16 protein-coding genes are annotated in these 20,458 nt (G+C 66.7%); all 16 read right to left on the bottom strand.

Translation table 11 applies throughout. The annotated features are described in order from the left end of the window. Positions 1 to 23 precede the first annotated feature (23 nt). On the bottom strand, positions 24 to 1,325 hold the full coding sequence (locus tag ACQPZQ_RS18045; RefSeq protein WP_433297209.1) for a cytochrome P450: 1,302 nt from the start codon (positions 1,323 to 1,325) through the stop codon (positions 24 to 26). Positions 1,326 to 1,473: 148 nt separating this feature from the next. Continuing rightward, positions 1,474 to 2,679: an amidohydrolase family protein gene (locus tag ACQPZQ_RS18040; RefSeq protein ID WP_433297207.1), complete on the bottom strand. Its 1,206-nt coding sequence runs from the start codon at positions 2,677 to 2,679 to the stop codon at positions 1,474 to 1,476. Positions 2,680 to 2,705: 26 nt separating this feature from the next. Then, entirely contained in the window at positions 2,706 to 4,409 is a 1,704-nt protein-coding gene (locus ACQPZQ_RS18035) for a DUF885 domain-containing protein (RefSeq protein WP_433297205.1), read from the bottom strand. Between the two features lie 44 nt (positions 4,410 to 4,453). After that, complete coding sequence (locus ACQPZQ_RS18030; protein WP_433297202.1) at positions 4,454 to 5,833, bottom strand: S10 family peptidase; 1,380 nt, start codon at positions 5,831 to 5,833, stop codon at positions 4,454 to 4,456. 178 nt (positions 5,834 to 6,011) lie between these two features. After that, the gene (locus ACQPZQ_RS18025; RefSeq protein WP_433297200.1) at positions 6,012 to 6,929 is read right to left on the bottom strand and encodes an ABC transporter ATP-binding protein; all 918 of its coding nucleotides are present in this window, start codon (positions 6,927 to 6,929) and stop codon (positions 6,012 to 6,014) included. A gap of 5 nt (positions 6,930 to 6,934) precedes the next feature. After that, entirely contained in the window at positions 6,935 to 7,810 is an 876-nt protein-coding gene (locus ACQPZQ_RS18020) for an ABC transporter ATP-binding protein (RefSeq protein ID WP_433297198.1), read from the bottom strand. Then, on the bottom strand, positions 7,807 to 8,802 hold the full coding sequence (locus ACQPZQ_RS18015; protein WP_433297196.1) for an ABC transporter permease: 996 nt from the start codon (positions 8,800 to 8,802) through the stop codon (positions 7,807 to 7,809). Before ACQPZQ_RS18015 ends, ACQPZQ_RS18020 begins: the two co-directional genes overlap by 4 nt. Further along, positions 8,802 to 9,755, bottom strand: a complete 954-nt coding sequence (locus tag ACQPZQ_RS18010) for an ABC transporter permease (protein ID WP_433297193.1) — start codon at positions 9,753 to 9,755, stop codon at positions 8,802 to 8,804. Before ACQPZQ_RS18010 ends, ACQPZQ_RS18015 begins: the two co-directional genes overlap by 1 nt. Positions 9,756 to 9,758: 3 nt before the next feature. Next, the gene (locus tag ACQPZQ_RS18005) at positions 9,759 to 11,480 is read right to left on the bottom strand and encodes an ABC transporter substrate-binding protein (protein WP_433297191.1); all 1,722 of its coding nucleotides are present in this window, start codon (positions 11,478 to 11,480) and stop codon (positions 9,759 to 9,761) included. Positions 11,481 to 12,158: 678 nt separating this feature from the next. Beyond that, the gene (locus ACQPZQ_RS18000; protein ID WP_433297189.1) at positions 12,159 to 13,502 is read right to left on the bottom strand and encodes an MmgE/PrpD family protein; all 1,344 of its coding nucleotides are present in this window, start codon (positions 13,500 to 13,502) and stop codon (positions 12,159 to 12,161) included. 12 nt (positions 13,503 to 13,514) lie between these two features. Beyond that, positions 13,515 to 15,131: a thiamine pyrophosphate-binding protein gene (locus ACQPZQ_RS17995; protein WP_433297187.1), complete on the bottom strand. Its 1,617-nt coding sequence runs from the start codon at positions 15,129 to 15,131 to the stop codon at positions 13,515 to 13,517. Between the two features lie 245 nt (positions 15,132 to 15,376). After that, positions 15,377 to 16,366: a hypothetical protein gene (locus tag ACQPZQ_RS17990; protein ID WP_433297185.1), complete on the bottom strand. Its 990-nt coding sequence runs from the start codon at positions 16,364 to 16,366 to the stop codon at positions 15,377 to 15,379. Positions 16,367 to 16,661: 295 nt separating this feature from the next. After that, the gene (locus ACQPZQ_RS17985) at positions 16,662 to 17,987 is read right to left on the bottom strand and encodes a Rieske 2Fe-2S domain-containing protein (RefSeq protein WP_433297183.1); all 1,326 of its coding nucleotides are present in this window, start codon (positions 17,985 to 17,987) and stop codon (positions 16,662 to 16,664) included. 49 nt (positions 17,988 to 18,036) lie between these two features. After that, positions 18,037 to 18,390 (bottom strand): hypothetical protein, encoded by a 354-nt coding sequence (locus ACQPZQ_RS17980; RefSeq protein ID WP_433297181.1) that lies wholly within the window; start codon positions 18,388 to 18,390, stop codon positions 18,037 to 18,039. Beyond that, a complete protein-coding gene (locus ACQPZQ_RS17975) occupies positions 18,383 to 19,492 on the bottom strand; it encodes an ABC transporter ATP-binding protein (RefSeq protein ID WP_433297179.1) in 1,110 nt (369 codons plus the stop codon). The genes ACQPZQ_RS17980 and ACQPZQ_RS17975 overlap by 8 nt, the downstream gene beginning before the upstream one ends. Continuing rightward, entirely contained in the window at positions 19,489 to 20,451 is a 963-nt protein-coding gene (locus ACQPZQ_RS17970; RefSeq protein ID WP_433297177.1) for an ABC transporter ATP-binding protein, read from the bottom strand. Before ACQPZQ_RS17970 ends, ACQPZQ_RS17975 begins: the two co-directional genes overlap by 4 nt. Positions 20,452 to 20,458 lie beyond the last annotated feature (7 nt).

Raw genomic sequence — 20,458 nt, 5'->3', positions numbered from 1 at the left:
CCTCCGGTGTCAGTTCGTGGTGGTCAGGCCCAGGTCACCGGCAGCGCGTGGACGCCGAAGATCTGCATGTCGTTGCGCAGCGGGATCTCCTCGACGGGCACGGCGAGCCGCAGGTTCGGCAGGCGGTTGAAGAGCTCCGCGAACCCGATGCGCATCTCGATGCGCGCGAGCTGCTGGCCGAGGCACTGGTGGATCCCGTGGCCGAACGCGAGATGCGGCGAGCGGGGCCGGTGGACGTCCAGCTGGTCGGGCTCGGAGAAGTGTCGCTGGTCGCGGTTGGCCTCGGGCGTCGCGATCACCACGGTGGTGCCGGCCGGGATGTCGACGCCGCCGACGGTGACGTCCTCGGTGGCGATCCGGGTCACGCCGAGCTGGATGATGCTCAGGTAGCGCAGCAGCTCCTCCACGGTGTTGTCGATCAGGCTCGGGTCGGCTCGCAGGGCGGCGAGCTGGTCGGGGTTGTCCAGCAACGCGAGGGTGCCCAGGCCGAGCATGTTCGCGGTGGTCTCGTGCCCCGCTCCGAGCAGCACAAGAGCGACGTCGACCAGCTGGGCGTTCGTCAACGGCGGCTCAGCGTCGTGGACGAGCCCGGAGAGCAGGTCGTCGGCCGGGTTCTGCCGCTTGTGGTTCACCAGGTGCTGGATGAATCCGTAGAGCGCCGCGCGGGCCTTCGCCCGTTCCTCGTCGGTGGTGGTGAGGGCGAGCGAGATGTGGGTGTTGTGCTGGAACTCTTCACGGTCGGCGTAGTCCACGCCGAGCAGTTCGCAGATCATCAGCGACGGGATCGGCAGCGCGTAGGCAGGGACGAGGTCGGCCTCGGTGCCGGCGGCCTGCATCACCTCGATGTGCTCCACGGCGATCTCCCGCACACGCGACTCCAGCGCCTTCATCCGCCGGACGGTGAACTGCCCGGTCAGCAGCCGCCGCAGCCGGGTGTGCTCGGGCGGGTCCATGAAGACGAACATGCCGTCGGTGCGTTCCTCCACCGCCGCCCGCGCCGGTGTCTCGCCCCGCTCGGCCAGCGCGGCCACCTCGTGCGGTTGCAGCTGGGAGGCGTCGGGATAGCGGACCCGGTCGGAACTGAAGCGCTGATCACCCATGACGGCGCGCGCCTCGTCGAACCCGGTCACCATGAAGGCGTGTGCCCCGTTGGCCAGAGTCAGCGGCTGCACCGCTCCGTCACCACGACGTCGCTCCAGGCCGGGCGCTGGGGCGAACGGGCAACCAGCGGGGCGCTCGGTCATGTCCGTGGGCAGGACCCGGCTCATCGACGTCACCGTCCCGCCCGGGGACTCGTTCGACATCTGCTCGCTCGAGGCACTCATCACATGTCCTTTCCGGGCACGCCGTCGTTCGGCCGCCCGTGGTGGGAGAGCAGAACCACCCTAGGACACAAAGTTGCACGCCGTGCATCGATGCCTGAAGTGCCAGATTTAGCGGGTCCGGCACCGCGGTGGCGCATCCGGCGTGATCTCACATGGCGACCATGCCCCGCTGGATCACGGTGCGCGGCCGAGACTTGTCCCACAGGACGGACGGGTCCTCCAGCGGGTTCCCGTCGACGAGGAGCAGATCGCCGGCCGCCCCGACCCCGATCCGGCCGAGGTCTGGCCGTCGGATGATCTCCGCGTTGACGGAGGTGACGGACCGCAGCACATCGAGCGGGCTCTCGACCTCCAGCTGCAGCCGGAGGCCCAGCAGCTGATCGTCCTCCAGCTCTCCCATCAGGTCGCTCCCCCAACCGATCGTCACCCCGGCCGCCCGTGCAACCTCGATCGCGTGGAGCCCCGAGTCGAGGACCTCCTTGTTCTTCGCCTTCGAAATCGGCGACATGTTGACCTCGCCTCCGCGGCGCTCCATCGCGTCGTAGGCGACGAGCGTGGGAACCAGGTACGCCCCGTGCTCGGCCATCACGCCGGCCGCGCCCTCGTCGAGCAGGTTGCCGTGCTCGACCGTGCGGATGCCGTTGCTCACCGCATGCACGATCGACTCCGGGGAGTAGGCGTGCGCGGCCACGTAGCTGCCGCGCCGGCCGGCCTCCTCGACGACTGCCCGAAGCTCGTCCTGCGAGTACTGAGGAATCCGGATCGGATCCGTCAGCGACACCACACCGCCCGACGCCATGACCTTGATGGCGTGCGCGCCCGTGCGAAAACGTTCGCGCACTGCCCGCCGGAGATTGTCGACACCGTCCACGACCTCGCACATGTGGCCGCCGGGGCAGCAGAGATCGAAGTCGGCGGGCCGCGCGTCGCCATGCCCGCCCGTCTGGCTCAGCGCGGCCCCCGTGTAGAGGTAGCGCGGGGCGACGACGTAGCCCCGCTCGATCGCGTTGGCCAGTCCGATGTCGCCGCCGGCGACGTCGCGCACCGTGGTGAAACCTCGGCCCAGTGCTGACCGCAGCCGTGCTGCGCCGACCAGCGAGACATAGCTCAGCGACATCGACTCGTTCTCGAGCGCGGACAGGCTCGTGCCGTAGGCGTGGAAGTGCGCATCGATCAGGCCCGGCATCACCACCCTGCCGCCGGCATCGATGACTGTCGCACCAGCGGCCGGGGTCAGGTCACCCACGGCGGCCACGGTCCCGCCGACGATCTCGACCGCGCCGTGGGTGAGATCAGGGCTGGAGCCGTCGAAGATGAGCGCGTTGACGACCGTCAGGCTGCGTGAATCGATCATGTTCCTCGTACTCCCGAAGGTCGAACTCACGACGACGCGAAGGGCGAATGGCCGCCCTCGGCGATGAACCGGTCGATCTCCTGCTCGAGCACGGTCAGCGGCACGCTGCCCAAACCGAGCACGGTGTCGTGGAAATTGCGGATGTTGAAAGCTTCGCCGAGAGCTGCCTCGGCGCGACGGCGCAACTCCCAGATCTTCAGCTGACCGAGGTGGTAAGCGCACGCCTGACCTGGCCACGCGATGTACCGGTCGATCTCGGTGGTGATCTCGTGGTCGGCGATCGCCGTGTTGGCCCGCATGAAGTCCTGAGCCTGCTCACGGCTCCAGCCGAGTGCGTGCATACCCGGGTCGACGACGAGCCGGACGGCCCGCCACATCTGGAAGCTCAACATGCCCATCATGTCGAAGGGCGTCTCGTAGATGCCCATCTCGACGCCGAGCCGCTCGGTGTAGAGAGCCCAGCCCTCCCCGTACGCCGAGATGTAGACGTGTCGGCGGAACGCAGGGTGGTGCTTCTGCTCGTGCGCGAAGGGGATCTGGAACGCGTGGCCAGGTGCGGCCTCGTGCAGCGTGAGCGCAGGAATCGAATAGAGGGGGCGCGCCGGTAGATTGTAGGTGTTGAGGGTGTAGCGGCCGAGGCCTCCGCGGCCGAACGTATAGAACGGTGCGAGGTCGGGAGGAACCTCGACGATGCCGAAGCGCATCTCCGGTAGCTTCCCGAAGAAGCGGTCGACCACCAGGTCGAACTTCTTCGCCTCGTAAGCCGCCACCATCAGCAGCTCCTTGGCGGTCTTCGCGTAGAACCTCGGGTCCGTACGCATGAACTCCAGCAGGCCGGGCACGTCGTCCGCGAAGCCCACTTGCGCGGCGATCTCCTCCATCTCCGCCCGGATCGCGGCCACCTCGCGCTGCCCGATGTCGAAGATCTCCTGCGGCGTCAGCTCCGTCGTCGTGAACTCGCGGAGCTGGGCCTGATAGAAGGCGGCGCCGTCGGGGCCGTCGGTCGCGGCCGTTGCCACCGGGAGGTGCGGGAAGTACTCCTGCTCGACGTACGTGAGCAGGTCGCGGTAAGCGGGGATCACCGCCGTGGCGATGACCGCGGCGCCCTCCTCCCGTAGGCGTTCGCGAATCTCCTCCGGCAGCCCGTCCGGCAAGGTGCCGAAGGGCTTGAAGAACACCGTCTCCTCAGGCGCGCCGGCCATCGCGACGGTCCGGATCGTCTCCTGCCGCCCCGTCATCGAGACCTGTGGTGGACCGAAACCACGACCGATCCCAGCTCGCATGTTGTCGATGTGCTGGGCGAAGAACCTGGGTACGTCGGCGAGCTGCTTCACATAACGCCGCGCGTCGTCCTCGCTGTCCAACGCCCGGTTGCCGCGTTCGGCGAGCACGCCCCAGAACGAGGTGTCCGCGTTGGCCGGACGCTCGTACATCCGGTGCTGCTGCTGCGCGATCAACGTCGAGATCTGCTGCTCATAGACCGAGTAGTCCTGCTGCGCCGCCGCCGAGAGGCGCTCGAACGGCACCTCTCTCAGCTTGCCGAGCACCGACTCCCAGTAGCGGAGACGCTCCTGCTGAGCGGCCTCACTCACATCCGGCAGGAAGTCGTCGATCGGCCCGCGCGAGGAGAGGGACTGCTCGCCGAGCTGCTCCGCCCGCCAGCGCCACTCGGACTCGTAGAGATCCCTCAGCAGCTCGTCGGCCTCCTGCAAGGTCTCCGATGCCGTCATTCAATTCCCTTCTTCGTCGGATTCGGCGCTCGGCCCGTCCGGCGTCACGGCTGTCGTTCCCGGCCCGCCTCGAGAGCCGGCGCCTCGCCTCCGGTCGCCCATGTGATGAACTCGGCGATGTCCCCGCTCTGCCTGACGCGCGAAGGCTCGTGGAGGTACATCATGTGACCCGCCTCGTAGTAGCGGCGCATGATGTTTCCGTGAGCCTCGTCCGGAATACGCAGGTGCGCGAGCACGTATTCGGCTGCCGCGAACGGGGTGGCGGCGTCGTAGTACCCGAAGGCCACGTAGACCTTGAGGTCGGGATTCATCCGCATTGCCGACGACAACGCATCGGCGCTCACGACGTAACGGTTCTCGAACTCCTTGTACGACCACGGCTGCACCCGGTCGGTCAAGATCTCGTACGTGAAGTCCGACTCGTACTTCAGCTCGGCCCGTAGGTAGTGGTTCACCGCCGCGGTGTAGGGGAAGAAGATCACGAAGTGCGCGGGGTCCTGGTCCTGCTCCGCCAACTCCAGGTCGCCGGGATGGGCGGTGAAGCGAGCGTCGAGACGTCCGGTCATGAGTTCTCGATCGCGCAGGAGCTCGGCGAAGAAGTGCTTGTGCTCGATCCGCAGGTTCGAACGGAACACGTAGTCGGCGTCCAGCCCGATCAGGTCGGCGATTCGCGTGGCGAGCTCTCGCCGCTCGTCCCTGCTCAGGCGCGTGCCACGGGACAGCGCATGGGCGTATTCGCCCTCCGCGAAGGCCTCCGTGTCAGCGACGACCTCGTGCAGGGTTCTGCCTTCATGCTTGCCGTGATAGTGGGCGATGGCGGCGTAGGTCGGCAGGAAGTTCACAAAAGGAGCATCGTTGCCTTCGTAGAAGCGGATGCTGCCGAAATCGAGCACCGCCGAGATCAGGATGATCCCGTTCATCGCCATTCCGTGACGTGTCGCGAGGTAGCCGGCGAGAGCGGCCGCGCGCGTCGTTCCGTACGACTCTCCCGCCAGGAACTTCGGCGAGAGCCATCTCTCGTTGCGAGTCAGCCAGAGCCGGATCGTCTCCCCGACGAGGTCGCGGTCACCGCTGAAGCCATGGAAATCAGCGGGGTCGCCACCGACGACAGCGCGGCTGTAGCCGGTGGTGATGGGGTCGATGAAGACGATGTCGGCGTGCGCGAGCAGAGACTCGGCGTTGTCGAGCAGTCCATAGGGCGGCGGGGTTCGGTTGTCGACGTCGCCGGAGTCGACACGGCGCGGCCCGAAGAGGCCGAGATGCAACCAGACCGATGACGAGCCGGGGCCGCCGTTGAAGGCGAAGACCACGGGCCGCGTCAGTGGGTCCGCGCCGTCGGCGGTGTAGGCGGTGACGAACACCTCGGCGGTTGGCATCCTGCCCTTGAAGGTGCCCTCGCTGATGACCTCTTCGCTGATCACCATCCGGCCCGCAGTCGCGCGATAATCGAGACTCCGCGAACCGAACCGCATACTGTGCGTCGTCGTCACCAGGTCATCGGTTGGCGGAGTGCCGTCATTCCCGTTCCGCTGGCGTGATGCCTCCTCGGCCCGATCGTCTTCGCCCACCAGTTCTCCTCAGGCTCGTCCCGTTATTCTCCGCCTACCGCTCCTGTTCGACCAGTTCTCCCTTTTCGCCATGGCCGTCAGGTGCGCCGTTCAGCCGGAGTCGTTCATGCATCAGGCGGGCCCGATCCCATTCCGGGTTGATCCGAGGAATCGCCGCCAAGAGCGTCTTCGTGTAATCGTCCTGAGGGTGGTCGAACACCGCGTCCCGCGGGCCCTGCTCGACGATCTTTCCGCTGCTCATCACGGCCACGCGATGTGTGATCTGGCGGACGACGGCCAGGTCGTGTGCGATGAACAGGTAGCTGATGCCGCGCTCGCGCTGCAGATCCTTGAGCAGGTCGATGACCTGCGCCTGCACGGTGACGTCGAGGGCCGAGACGGCCTCGTCACAGATGACGAGCTTCGGGTTCACGACGAGCGCCCGCGCGATGCCGATGCGCTGCGCCTGGCCGCCGGAGAACTGCGCCGGGTACCGACGCGAGTGGTCAGGGTTCAGCCCCACACGCGACATCAGGTCCTTGACGATCCGGGGATACTCCTTCGGGTCCCCGATTCCCTGGTAGCGCAGCGGGGCCGAGATGATCTGTTCGACGGTGTGCCTGGGATTGAGGGACGAGAACGGGTCCTGGAAGACGACCTGAACATCGCTGCGGAACGCCCGGAGCTGCTTCTTGTCGGGCCGTGTCACGTCGTCGCCCTCGAACTCCAGCGTTCCCGACGTCGGTTCGAGCAGCTTCGCGATGATCCGCGCTGTCGTCGACTTGCCCGAGCCGGATTCGCCCACGATCGATGTGGTCTCACCGGGATAGATCTCGAAGCTCACGTCGTCGACGGCGCGAAACGTCGACTTGCCGGTCACGGCGCCGTCGCCCTTGATCGAGAACACCTTGACGAGCGACCGGGCCCGCAACAGGGGTGCGTCCGAACCGTCGTTGACCGTCTCGGAGGTCATGCTGCTCACTGCGCCCCTCTACCGGCCGGTTCGGAGAAGTCGAGGGCGTCCTCGATACGTGGCACCGCGGCGAGCAGCTCCCGGGTGTACTCGTTCTCCGGCCGGGAGAAGATCTGCTCGGTCGGTCCGGTCTCCATGGTCCTGCCGTTGCGCAGCACGTGGACGTCGTCGGCGATCTGACTGACGACGGCCAGATCGTGCGTGATGAACAGCATCGCTGCGCCGGTGGCGCTCTGGAGCATCGAGATGAGCTCCAGGATCTGGGCCTGCACGGTGACGTCGAGCGCCGTGGTCGGCTCGTCCGCGATGATCAGGTCAGGTTCACAGGAGAGTGCCATGGCGATCATGACCCGCTGCCGCATGCCGCCCGAGAACTGGTGCGGATAGTGATCCACGCGGCGGTCCGGATCAGGGATCTTGACTCGGCGCATCGCATCGATGGCGACCTTGCGGGCGTTCTTTCGCCCGCCACCGCGGTGCGCCAGGTACGCCTCCTCGATCTGGAGGCCCACGGTGTAGTACGGGTTCAGCGACGACAGGGGGTCCTGGAAGATCATGGCGATCTGGTCGCCGCGGATCCGGCGCATCTGCTGCTCGCGGCGACCGAGCAGTTCCTCCCCCTTGAACGTCACGGAACCGCTGGTACGCGCGCCCTTCGGTAGCAGCCCGATGATGGCGAGCGACGTCATCGACTTGCCGGAGCCGGACTCCCCCACGACGCCGAGCGTCTTGCCCCTGTCGATACCGAAGGAGATCCCGTCGACCACGGTGGAGCGCCCGTGCCTGGTGTCGAATGCGATCGACAGGTCTGTCACCTCGAGCAGCGGCGTTCCACCGGCCTGCTGCTCCTCCTCACCTCGGCCCACCTCATGCTGCGTCATCGCGCCACCGTTCTGAGTCTCGGGTCGAGGAAGCGGTAGAGCAGGTCGACCACGATGTTCGCGATCACCACGAAGAACGCTGCCAGCAGCGTGACACCCATGATGACCGGCTGGTCGTTCGAGGCGACCGCGTCGAACGCCAGCTTTCCGACGCCGTTGAGTCCGAACACCGTCTCGGTGATCAGAGCACCCCCGAGCAACGTCGCGACGTCCATCCCGAACAGCGTCACCAGCGGCGTGAGTGAGGGACGCAGCGCGTGCCGACGCAGGATCAGGCCGGGCGCGAGCCCCTTGGCGCGCGCCGTGCGCATGAAGTTCTCGCTCAGAGTGTCGAGCACGTTCGTGCGGGTGAGGCGCGCATACAGTGCGACGTAGAGAAATGCGAGCACGATCCACGGCATCAGATACGACTGGAACCAGACGACGGGATCGTCGCCGAAGGCGACCGCGCTGGGGTAAGGAAGCCACTCGAGTTTCGCCACGAGGACGTACTGCAGCACCAGCGCCAAGAAGTAGTTCGGCAGAGCCACACCGGCCAGCGCGATCACCATGGCCGTCCTGTCCCAGCCCGTTCCGGACTTCAGCGCGCTGACCATGCCGAGCGTGATGCCGAAGAGCAGCCAGAGAACGGACGCGCCGACGGCGAGCGTGATCGAAACCGGCAGCCGGCTCAGGATCATGGTCAGGACGTCCTGACCGTTCTGGAAGCTGTGGCCGATGCATGGCGCGGTACAGGCGATTGCCGACGGCCCGTCGCCGTAGGTCCTGCCGACGAAGATTCCCTGCAGGAACGTGACGAACTGGGTGAGGAAGGGCTGGTCGATGCCGAGCTGATGCCGGATGGCGTCGATCCGGTCCGGGGTGCACGTCTGCCCGCAGATGGCCACTGCGGGTTCCGGCGAGAGCGCGAAGAACACCAAGAACGTGAAGAAGGTGACCGCGAGCAAAGTCAGGACTGCCCAGAGGAGTCGCTTCGCCACATAGAGGCCCATCAGAGCCGCCCGCCTTCGGCGATCAATTTCTGCGCCCGGTCGCCGACGATGGTCGCCGACAGGACCGTCAGGAAGAGGAAGATTCCCGGGATCAGAAAGTAGCTCGGCACCGCGGTGAACCAGGGCACCGACGCCGAGATCATCTGACCCCAGGACGCGGTCGGGGGTGTGATGCCGACGCCGAGGAACGACAGCCCGGCCTCGACACCGATGAAGTTCGGCACCGCGAGTGTGGCGATGACGATGATCGATCCGGAGAGATTGGGGAGGATCTCCCGGAATATGATGGCCGCCCGGCTCGCCCCCGATGCCTGAGCAGCCTCGACGAATTCACGGCGGGCCAAGGACATCGTCTGGCTACGAATGATGCGGGCCATGTGCACCCAGCCGAAAATGCTCAGAACTCCGATGAGCATGAGCGGCCGATTGATGTGCGGAAGCGCCGACAGCAAGGCGATCATGAAGATCAGGGTGGGAAAAGCCATCAGGAAGTCCATGACCCGCGAGATGACCTGATCCACGACGCCACCGAAGAATCCGGCGAGCATCCCGAGCACGACGCCGAGGGTCGCCGTCAACACCGTGGCCGAGATCGCGATGAGCATGGAGACCTGCGCCCCGTAGACGATCCGAGCGAAGATGTCGCGGCCGTTCTGCGGCTCGACCCCGAACCAGTGCCGGGACCCGATACCGCCGAACGAACCCAGTGGAACGCCGCCGGTCGCCGAGTCCACCGCGCTCGGGTCGAAGGTGTACGGGCCCCAGCCGCTGATCTTGGTGATGAGCGGCGCGAAGATCGCCATCAGCAGGACCAGCGCCAAGAACCCGGTGCTCAGGATCACTGGGACGGTGAACAGTTGTCTGGACAGTCTCACGACGGAGAGCGGTGCGGCGTTCAGCAGCGCCTGCTCGCTCTCGGCGTCGGATACCGTCGCCGGCGTCAGTATGGCCATGGTCTACTTCGTCGGGTCCTTCAACCCGACCGAGGTGTAGTCGATGTACCCGGTGCGGCCGGGGTGGGCGAAGGCGTTCCCCACGTTGGACCCGGCCATCTGGAGGTTGGTCGCCCAGTCCAGCGGCACCACTGGGGCCTTCTCCATGATCTCCTTGTTGAGCTCGGCGTACTCGGCGTTCTGCTGGTCCAGGTCCGTGATCACAGAGATCTCGTCGAGGCGCTTGTTGATCTCGGGATCGTTGATCTGCGAGATGTTCTGGTTGCCGGTCTGAGTGATCTGCCGGCCGTCGAAGAGGGGCTGGAGGAGCGGAATGCCGGACAGCCACGGGGAACACCACCCGGTGATCGCCATCTCGTGCTGCTTCGCCGGCGTCGCGATGATCTCGTAGTACGTGGAGGCGTCGATGACGTTGAGCGTCAGCTTGATGCCGACCCGCTCCAGCGACTGCTGCATGGCCTCTGCCTGGGCTTTCCAGACCGGAATCGACCGGACGTCGATGGTGGCCTCGAAGCCGTTGGGGTATCCGGCTTCGGTCAGCAACTCCTTGGCCTTGGCCACGTCGCCCTGGTCGCCCTCGCTCGGGTAGAGGTTGAACGGCACTCGGCCCGGCACCTCGGGAGTGAGCATGTCGTGCGTGATGGTGGCCATCTGCTCGCCGCCGGTGGCAGCCTGGTTGCTCTTGAGGTCGACGGCGTAGTTGATCGCCTGGCGCACCCGGAGGTCACCCAGGGGCTGCTTCGTGGTGTTCATCGCCATGTACGTCGTGCAGTTCGGGACGTTCCGCACGGTCCGGGACTTGAACTGCGGCTGCTGGATGCGGGAGAGACTCGCGGCGAGAAGCGGGTTGGTGCTGGACGCGATCGCGTTCTTGTCCTCACCCTGATCCGAGATCATCCGCTGGTCGATCGTGCTGGGATCCAGACCGAAGATGAACTTGTAGTTGTCCGGGTAGGCCGGGCGGACGTCATCCGTCTCCGGCTTCCAGTTCGGATTCCGGGAGAGCGTGAGCTGCGATCCTCGGGTGTAGCTGTCGAGCATGTAGGGGCCGGATGCGATCGGGTTCTGGTCGATCGAGGTCGGGCCCGGCACCTTGTCGGCAGGGAAGGGCGTGAAGACGGCCGTGGCCGCGATGTCAGGGAACCCTGCGAGCGGCTTGCTCAGGTGGAACACGATCGTCTTGTCGTCCGGGACCTCGACGGACTTCAGGCCGGCCGGGTCCTTGTAAACGCCCTGGTACTGACCTGATGGGTCGAGGTAGGGCCGGTGATAGTTCTGCCCGATCGCGACGGCCGAATCGAATGACCGCTCGATGCTGAACTTGAAGTCCTGCGCCTTGATCGGCGTGCCGTCCTGGTAGAAGATGTTGTCCTTCAGCGTGAAGGTCCACACCGTTTTATCCGCGTTCGGCTGCCCCGTGTCGGTGGCGAGGTCGGGCACAACGGTCGTGCCCTTCCCGGGTTCATTGGAGTACGTCGTGAGCTGACGGTAGATCAGCCGATAAAAATTGAGGACGTTACCGTCGTTGCCCATCTCCGGGTCCAGGTGGGAGAAATCCACGGCGCCGAGGATGTTGACCGTGCCACCCTTCTGGGCGGGTCCGGTGTTGAGCGCGAACCCCTGAGCGTCGGTCTCGACATTCGCACCGGCCCCGCTCGCAGAATTTCCGCCGCCTCCACAGCCGGCAAGGAGCAGGCTTCCCGCGGCAACGATGGCGGCGACCACCCTCAAGCGCCTTCGGTTCAACGTTCTGCCTCCACTGTTAAGGCTCCACAGCAACGCCAAGGCGCCGTTCGCACCAACAACTGCCTGGTCTTCGACGATCGGGTCCGCAATCATGTGGCCGCAGTCGCCGAAGGCCTCATTTCGTCATAGCGACGGCGACGCCCTCACGGCGGTCAGCATCGGCGGCCGGGCTGTGATATGCGACGTGTGACATATTACCGAGACGGAAGGACCTGTCAACGACCAAGATCCGCGCGACCGCAGCCGGCTCCGGGACCACCAACACATGCGCGCCGAGGCCGCGTGTGGCCTGCCGGTGGACGGGGAATTGCCCTGCCACCCGGACTCCTCACCCCTTGGCAACAGCCGACGGAGGAGGCGCTGGACAGGGAGCGCAAGCAGACACCCCGAGGAATCCGCTGCGGAGCGTCGGACCCACGCTCGATCGACTGAGCGCTGACGACGCGAGTGCCTGGCGGCCGGCGCCATATCCCGAAGTCGTCGAGGTAATGGCGGAGGGATAGCCGGAGCGTGGGATCGCCGGGATCCGGGACGTCGACGTGACGCCGGGCCTGCGCACCCTCGAGCGCGCCTCCATCGTGCGGCCCTGGTTCCCCGATGCGCTACGGCCGGACTGAAGCGACCGCGGCCGGGGCGATCACCATCAAGGCTGCCCGATCACCGGGCCGTCACCGCCGCCAGCTCCCGGACATCCACGAGATCCGCAAGTCTCCACAGGGCCCGGCTCCACTCCGCCGCCTCGCGCTTCCCGACGACCGGCACCGCCAGGTCCTCGAACTTCTCGGCCAGCTCGGCGTCCGTCAGCGGATCGTCCGGGTCACCTTTGCGAGTGTTGCGGATGTGGTGGGTCTCGGTTCCGTCCTTGTCGATGATCGTCACGCGTGCCGCCCGCCGGCCCGGGAAGGCAGCGTCGTACTCGGGATCGACCGCGAGCCCCGTGCGCCCGGCAAGGTCTCGCAGGACCGGATCGTTCAGTCGCTCCTCCGTGAAGGCTTGGAGCCGAACCGATCCGAGCACGAGCGCTGCTGCCACGCAGTAGGCCGTGCTGAACTTCGCCTCGAACGGCGTCTTCGGGTCAGAATTGCCGGCGACCTTGATCGCGGCGCCGTATGTCGCCACACGGATCTCGCGCACCTCGGGCACCCGAACCCTGTTCCGCAGCGCCAGTGCGGCGTCCACGGCGGCGAACGTGTGTCCGCAGCAGGAGTGGTTCTTCACCGTCGCCTGGGTGATCCCCCACGGCCGACCCAGCTGCTCGGCGGCCGTGTCCCAGTCGGGGTCCCGGGCCATCGCCGCACCGAACCCGGCCTCGCCGTCGAGGACGTCCGACGCTCCTGTGAACCCGTGGGCTGCTGCCATGGCCGCCAGCAGTCCGGCCTCGGCCGCATGGCCGGCGTGCAAGGGTTTGCTCATGGCTTCGGACCGGAACGCCTGCTGCAGACCGGCCGCCATCGTTGTGGCGGTGGCAAGCGCGTGAGCGAACCGCTCGGCGTCCAGGCCGAGGATCTCCGCCCCTGCCGCCGCCGCTCCGATCGTCCCGACGGTCCCGGTCGTGTGCCAGTAGGTGTAATGGGCCGGCTGGATGGCTGCCGCGATGCGGTCACCGATCTCGTAGCCGACAGCGACGGCCCGCAGGAAGTCCTCCCCGCTCGCGCCACTGTGCTCGGCGGCCGCGAGCGCGGCCGCGACGGTCGGCGAGCCGGGGTGATAGACGCCGTCCCGGAAGATGTCGTCGAGCTCGGCGGTGTGCGATGCCGTTGCGTTGATGAGCGCGGCGGTGCGCGCGCTCGCCCTCGGTCCGCCCGGCACCAGATGGCACGGACCGCTCTCCCTCTCGTCGACGAGGGCAGATCGAAGGATCGACGCGGGCTGCATGTTCGAGCCGGCGATCGTGGCGGAGAACCAGTCGACGACCGCGCGGGTTGCGGCGTGCCGGACAGCAGCGTCGAGCCCGGCGCTGCGCTGCCCGACCGCGAACTCCGCGAAACGACGTAGCACCATCTCCGCCTCCGATCAGAACTGCGACTCGTACTGCGTGGGGTTGATCCGCGCCTCGACGATCAGCGGCCTGGTCAGCTCGGCGATTCCGCTCAACGCCTTCTCCAGCTCTGCCCGGGATTCGGCGCGGACGCCGTCGCAGTCCATGGCCTCGGCGAGTACGACGAGGTCGATGTCGTCGATCCGGGTGGCTGTGCTCGGATAACCCTGGGCCATCTGCTTGAGCTCGATCCGGTTGAGGCTGCCGTCGACCAAGACGACGAACGCCACCGGCAACCCTGCGGCCGCGGCCAGTCGTACCTCGGTGGCCGTCATCGCGAACCCGCCGTCACCGACCAGCGCGACCACGGGTCGTGACGGGTCCGCGACCTTGGCGGCGATGGCGGCCGGAACCCCGAAACCCATCGACGAGAGCCCGTTCGTCATCAGCAGCGACCGTGGTTCGTAGGTCTGCCAGCCCTGCCCGACGAGCAGCTTGTGCGACCCCACGTCCGTGGTCGCCACCGTTGTCCGGGGAGCCGCCGCCCGCACGACGTCGATGACGTCGGTCGGGTTGAGCGCTCCCACGACCCTTCCCTCGTAGTAGGCCGTTCGCAGGTTCTCGCGGTGCCGTTGCACGTCGCCCTCGCTCCAGCGGGCCTCGCCGGACCAGTCGTCGGTCAACCAGTCGAGGATGGCGGGGATGTCGCCGACGCACTCGCACTGGCTCGCGTAGATCTGGTCGGTGTTGGGCGTCATGTCGATGTGCAGGACGGGCGCGGCCGCCGTCCACGGCTTGATCAGCTCGACGGCGTCGAAGCCGACGGTGACGATGAGGTCGGCGTCACCGAGGAACTCCCAGAGCACTTGGTTGCACGCCATGTCCAGCACCCCTGCGAAGAGCGGGTGCTCCTCGGGGAACACCCCCTTGGCCATGGGCGCGACGACCACCGGGGTCGAGACGGTCTCGGCGAACCGCACGAGTGCGTCCGTGGCACGGCCGCGCACCGCGGCAATACCCGCGAGCACGACCGGCCGCCGCGCACCGGCGAGCAGAGCCAGTGGGTCGGCGCCGTCGGGCCCGCGGTGGACTCGCACTGCGCTCACCGACGACGAGATCGGTGGCATGACGAAGTGCGCGTCCCTGGCCGGCTGCCGGCTCACGTCACCGCCGATGGTGAGGTGAACCGGGCCGGGTCGCTCCGCCGTGGCGAGCCGGAAGGCCTTGCGCATCGTGGTCGCAACAGCGGTCGACTCGATCCGGCCGGCCCACTTCGTGACAGGGCTGTACAGCAGCTTGTGATCGACCACCTGGTGGGTGAAGTACTGCTCCCGCGCGCTCTCGATCTGCCCGGAGATGGCCAGCATCGGTACTCGATCGAGATGGGCTGCGGCGACCCCGTTGAGGAGAGCGGTAGATCCCGGGCCGAGGGTGGACAGGCACACGCCAGGGCTGCCGGTGGCCTGAGCGAAACCCTCCGCCATGAACGCCGCAGTGGCCTCGCGCCGAGCGAGGACGACGTCGACACCACGCGCCCGGCACCTCTCCATCAACTCGATGATCGGATCGCCGGGATATGCGAAGATACTCGAGGTACCGGCCGCCACCAGCGCCTCGGCCATCACCTCGGCAGTGCTCGCTCCATCGCTCATGGCGTCCTCCTCATGATCGCCGTGCGTGCTGGACGGACCGCCGGACCCGCTCAGGCTCAGCGGCAGCGCGACGACCGGACACGGATGGCCCGGTAGCTGCCGCGGCGACGGGCCTGGACACCGGCGGCGCCCCTCCCCCACCCACAGCCCCGTGCGGGCGGACACTGATCGCCGCACTCCACGATGAGAATCGGGACGACATGCTCGGGAACCTAGATCAACCAGCTCCAGCGGGCCAGAGCTCGTCATTCCCAGTAGGCGAAGGCCATTCCCGTACCCGTGCCGGCCGGGGTTCGGTAGCCGGCGACGTAGTCAACCAGCGTGAAATTTCTTCCCTCTAAGGCACCAGCCGCCGCGACCCAATTCAGAAGCTCCGAATTTCCCGACCTGAGCTGTTTGCGCTCCAAGGCGCCGAGAGCCTCGGAGTCGCTCCGCTCCAGAGCGGACAGGAACCGGTGATCGAGCTCTTCGTCAACCACGAAGTGGCTCAACCCGCCGGAAGCGATGACCGCCACCCGCGCGTCGCTGGTCCACGACGCCACGGCGTTCCGCACCACCCGCCCGAGTTGGTAGCAACGCCGCGCCGAAGGGACATTCGGAGGGAAGTAGGTGTTGATGAAGATCGGCGTGATCAGCGTCTCCGGCGTCAGGCCGAGCCGGTACCGCGGGAAGGTGAAGGCGTGTCCCAGTGTCCGTCCGGCGGGCTGCTCGGTAAAACTCAGCGGATCGAAATCGGCGACGACGAGCGACTCCATGACGAGGTGGCTCAGCTCGGAGCAGACCTTATGACGCTCAGGCCGATCGGAGTGGGCGGCCCAGGAAGCCGCACGAAGGCCGGCAGGCATTCGTTCGAGCCGTTCCGCGTCGGGCGGCATGTCGGTCAACTCTGTTCCGAGAAAACAGGCGAAGGTCGGCGTGCCGTCACGCTGGAACATCTCCTGTTGGTCATCACCGATGACGACGGCGACGTCCACCTGAGCCTCCGAGAGCCGACGAGAAAGCTCCTGCAGGGACTCCTGGCAGCGCTGATACTTGGCCGCCCAGACCGCCGGATCGAGCTCGTTCTCTATTCGCGGGTCCGCGCCTTTCAAAATCTCGTCGTAGGCATGGTATTCGGCATCCTGACCCAGTAATGAATATCCCCGATCCCGCCTCCCGTGGTCTTCCCAGAATTCAACCCCCGAGCTGAGCTGGGGCGTGTGCGAACTCGCCACACCCAGCACGATCTCTGCCATGTCCGCCGCCTACCCTTCAACTGTCGCCAAGCCAGACCTCCACCGTCCATCGACGCGAAGGTCCGAGCCGGGCAGGTCCACTCGGGCCGGGGAACCGATCGGGTACGGACTCATCCTGAGCCAGCACCCGATCGGTTCCGCGGCCTCCTCGATGAAGACGTCCGTTTCGCCTGATCACACCGGGCGGCGAGCCGGTCAAACCCCGTGGTCAGCCGGCGAGAATCCGACCGATCCTTGGCAACATCAAGCAGGCTACGTCTCCGCGCCCGGGGCACCACACGACGTACGAGTGACGTCAGGTGCCGATCCGCGCTGTCCCCTCTCGGGTACCGAGGTTGCCCGCAACCAGATCCTGCCAAGGGGTATCCGCGTCGATGGTCGCCGACGCGGCGGTGACGCGCGCGAAGTCGTACCCGACCCCCAGGCCGAGCGGTGGCTTCCCCTCGTCCACGAGCCGGATCGAGTCGGCCAGCACGCGTCGCAGCCTGATGATCGCGAGGTCGGCCGGGACCAGATGCTCCTTCGCGCGATCATAGAGCGGGCCGGACGACATCTGTACCGCGCCGTCCTGAACCCGGTTACCCCCGCGGAATCCGGCAAAGCTCTGTCCATTCGCCATGGCCTCGCGGTCCTGGGGAGGGATGCGCATGCGCCGATTGCCCGGCTCCGGCCCCCAGATGCTCGGGTCGATACCCGCCCGGTTCGCCGCTGCGGAGCCTCCCCTGCCCTTCGGCACCATGAAGATGCCGAAGGACGAGCAGGTGTGATCGTCCCTCGGAACGACGATCACCGCGCCGTTGCTCCCTCCGACGAAGGCGGTGTACGGCATGACGAAGGCGGTGATCCTGACGTACTTGCTCCCCGAGCCGTCAGCGGCCTTCCGCACAGCGGCGTAGTGGAACCCGAACGGGGTGTCCTCGACTTCGATCACCGGTGCGTTGTCATGACTCGGCCACGGGTTGTCACCTCGTGGGGGCGTCGGCATGTCGTGGTCCCACGGGTCGCCGGCGAACTCGAACGAGCCGACATTGCGCGGCCCCGCTCCCATCACGGCCAACGTGTCGAGGTGGAGCACGCCGACGTGCGAGGAGTCGATCGATCCCTCCAGCACCTGCATCCAGTTGCAATCCATGATCATCTCGGTCACCGCGACCTCGTCAGCCGGCGCCCCGTCCCAGCGGAAGATCGGGAAGGGTGGCGCAGTGTCCGGAGGGCCGAGATATACCCAGCCGAGCCCACCGCTTTCCTCGACCGGGTAGCTCCCGTGCTTCACACGCTCTGTGAAGCGGGAGCCGGTCAGATTGGGCGTCTCCAGGATCGTCCCGTCCACGGCATATTTCCAGCCGTGGTAAAGGCACCGAATGCCGCAGTCCTCGACGCGACCGAGCACGAGCGATGCGCCCCTGTGGGGGCACAGCTCGTCCAGGAAACCGATTCTCCCCTGGGTATCCCGGAACGCGACGAAGTTCTCCCCGAGTATCGTTACCTTGATCGGAGCGCAGTCCGGTCCGGGCAGGTCGGCGAGTTGGAAGGCCGGCACCCAGTACCTGCGGAGCAGGGTACCCATCGGCGTGCCCGGCCCGACGCGGCATAGTGCCTCGTTCTCTTCCGGCGTCAGCATGCGTCCTCCTCGGTTGCGTTACCTGCGCTGGTGATTGACATAGTTGCCCTCAGCTTCTGATGACGACCGGATCGTAGATCTGCACGGCTTTATCTGGAATCAGCTCCAAACCGAGAAGCATCAGCGGATAGCCGCGGCCGACCTCACCGGGCCTTGCCAGTGCCACAGCCTCGTAAACCGCCGGGTTCACGTGCAGCTCGTTGACGTAGTTCTTCTCTTCCCACGCTCTCCAGATCTCGGTGCACGCCCGCTCGACGACGAGCGCCATCCACAGAGACGGCAGGGTCGATCGCTTCTCGACGACACCGTCTCGCCCATTCGCCGAGATCATGCCTTCCTGAACCACCATGAGACCTTTCTGGGACACCGTTCTCGTCGTCTCGGACTTCGTCGGCTCACTCATCAATTTCTCTCTGTCCCGGCGGGCCGGCGTCGGCGAATGGGTAGTGGCAGGCCACATAGTGGTCTTCACCTAGTTCGCGCAGCGCGGGTTCCTCGTCAGCACAGAGTTGCTGGACGCGAGGGCACCGGGTCCGAAATCGACACCCGGTGGGGGGTGCCGTCGGTGAGGGCGGCTCTCCATCGATGGTCAGGCTGGTGGGCCTCTTGGGAGCGTTGGGATCCGGTCGGGGTACCGAATCGAGGAGGACCCGGGTATAGGGGTGAAGCGGGCGGCCGTACAGGGACTCTGCGGGTCCGGTCTCGCACAACTTCCCGAGGTACATGACGGCGACTCGGTCGCTGACCTGTTTGACGAGGGCGAGGTCATGCGCGATGAACAGGTAGGACAGGCCGAGTTCGGTACGAAGCCGCTCGAAGAGGTTCAGCACTTGGGCCTGGATGAGGACGTCGAGGGAGGAGACCGCCTCGTCGCAGATGACGAGAGAGGGCGAGAGCACGACGGCCCGGGCGATGGCGACTCGCTGGCACTGGCCGCCGGACAGTTCACGGGGCTTGCGGCTTCCGTAGATCCGGGGGTCGAGCCCGACCTGATCGAGGACCTCATCCACGCGGCGGCGACGGCCGGTGCCGGTACCGACCCGGTGGGCGACGAGAGGCTCTTCGACGATGTCGGCCACCCGCCATTTCGGGTTGAGGGATTCGAAGGGATCTTGAAAAACCATCTGCATGTGCCGCCGGGCTTCGCGGAGCGAGCCGCTGCGCAGGGAGGTCAGGTCCGCACCGCCAAAGGTGACCGAGCCGGATCTGGGGCGAGGGGCCTGGAGCACGGACCGGGCGAGCGTGGACTTGCCCGAGCCCGTCTCGCCGACGATGCCGAACGTCTCGCCCGGCCACACGTCGAGTGAGACACCGGACACTGCGTGTACGACCGCGCGCCTCACGCCGCCGTGGGTGCGCACCGAGAACTGTTGCACCAGGTCACGCACGGCCAGCAGCGGTTCGCGAGCACCCCGCCCCCGCTCGGGATCGGCCGCGCACTCCGCGGTCGGCTCCTCGCGTTTCAGATCTGCGCGTGCAAAGCGCCGGGGGACGGCGATGTTCATCGGGTTTCTCCGGACCCGTGCGGGCGGAAGCAGGCCCACCAGTGCTCTGCATCGTGTTCTGTCAGGGCCGGGGCGCTGTTCCAGCAGATGTCCGCCACCCGCGGGCAGCGGGGGGCGAACGAACAGCCGCTTCCCAGCGATGAGGGGTCTGGTGGCCGGCCCGGCACAACCGGCAGCTGGAGATGAGCAGGCCGGTCGAGGCGCGGGATCGCCTCCAGCAGCGCCTTCGTGTACGGCATCCGGACGTGTTCGAACAGTCGACGGGTTGGTGCGCGCTCGACGGCCTGCCCGGCGTACATCACGATCACCTCGTCGGAATAGGACGCGGCCAGTCCCAGGTCGTGACTGATGAAGATCAGAGCCATATCCAGGGCACGCTGGAGATCCAGGAGCAGCTCCATGATCTGGGCCTGGGTCGTCACGTCCAGGGCCGTCGTCGCTTCGTCGGCGATCAGCAATTTGGGGTGACACGCCAATGCGATCGCGATCATCACCCGCTGCCGCATCCCCCCTGACAGCTGGTGCGGGTACTCGTGGAAGCGCCGGCCGGGTGACGGTATCCGTACCAGTTCGAGCAGCTCGATCGCCCGCTGTCGTGCCAGAGCAGAGGAGAGCGGCAGATGCTCCCGGATCGCCTCCATGATCTGTTTCCCCACCTGCATGGTGGGGTTGAGCGACCGCGCCGGATCCTGGAACACCATCGCGATATCGGCGCCCCGGTACCGGCGGATCTCATGTTCCGGCAGGCCCAGCAACTGTTCACCCGCGAACAGGACGGTGCCGGTGACCGACGCGAAGCTCGGCAACAGGCCCAGGATCGCGCGGCAGCTCACCGTCTTCCCCGAGCCCGACTCCCCGATGATCGCCAGTGTCCGGCCCGGTGACACCGAGAAATCGAGACCGTTCACCACGCGCGCGACGCGGCCGTGACGGCGGAACCGCACCTGCAGGTCCCGCACCTCCAGC

Source organism: Pseudonocardia sp. CA-142604, from assembly GCF_050948475.1.
Taxonomy (GTDB): domain Bacteria; phylum Actinomycetota; class Actinomycetes; order Mycobacteriales; family Pseudonocardiaceae; genus Pseudonocardia; species Pseudonocardia alaniniphila.
This window is presented reverse-complemented; position numbering and strand designations above follow the sequence as displayed.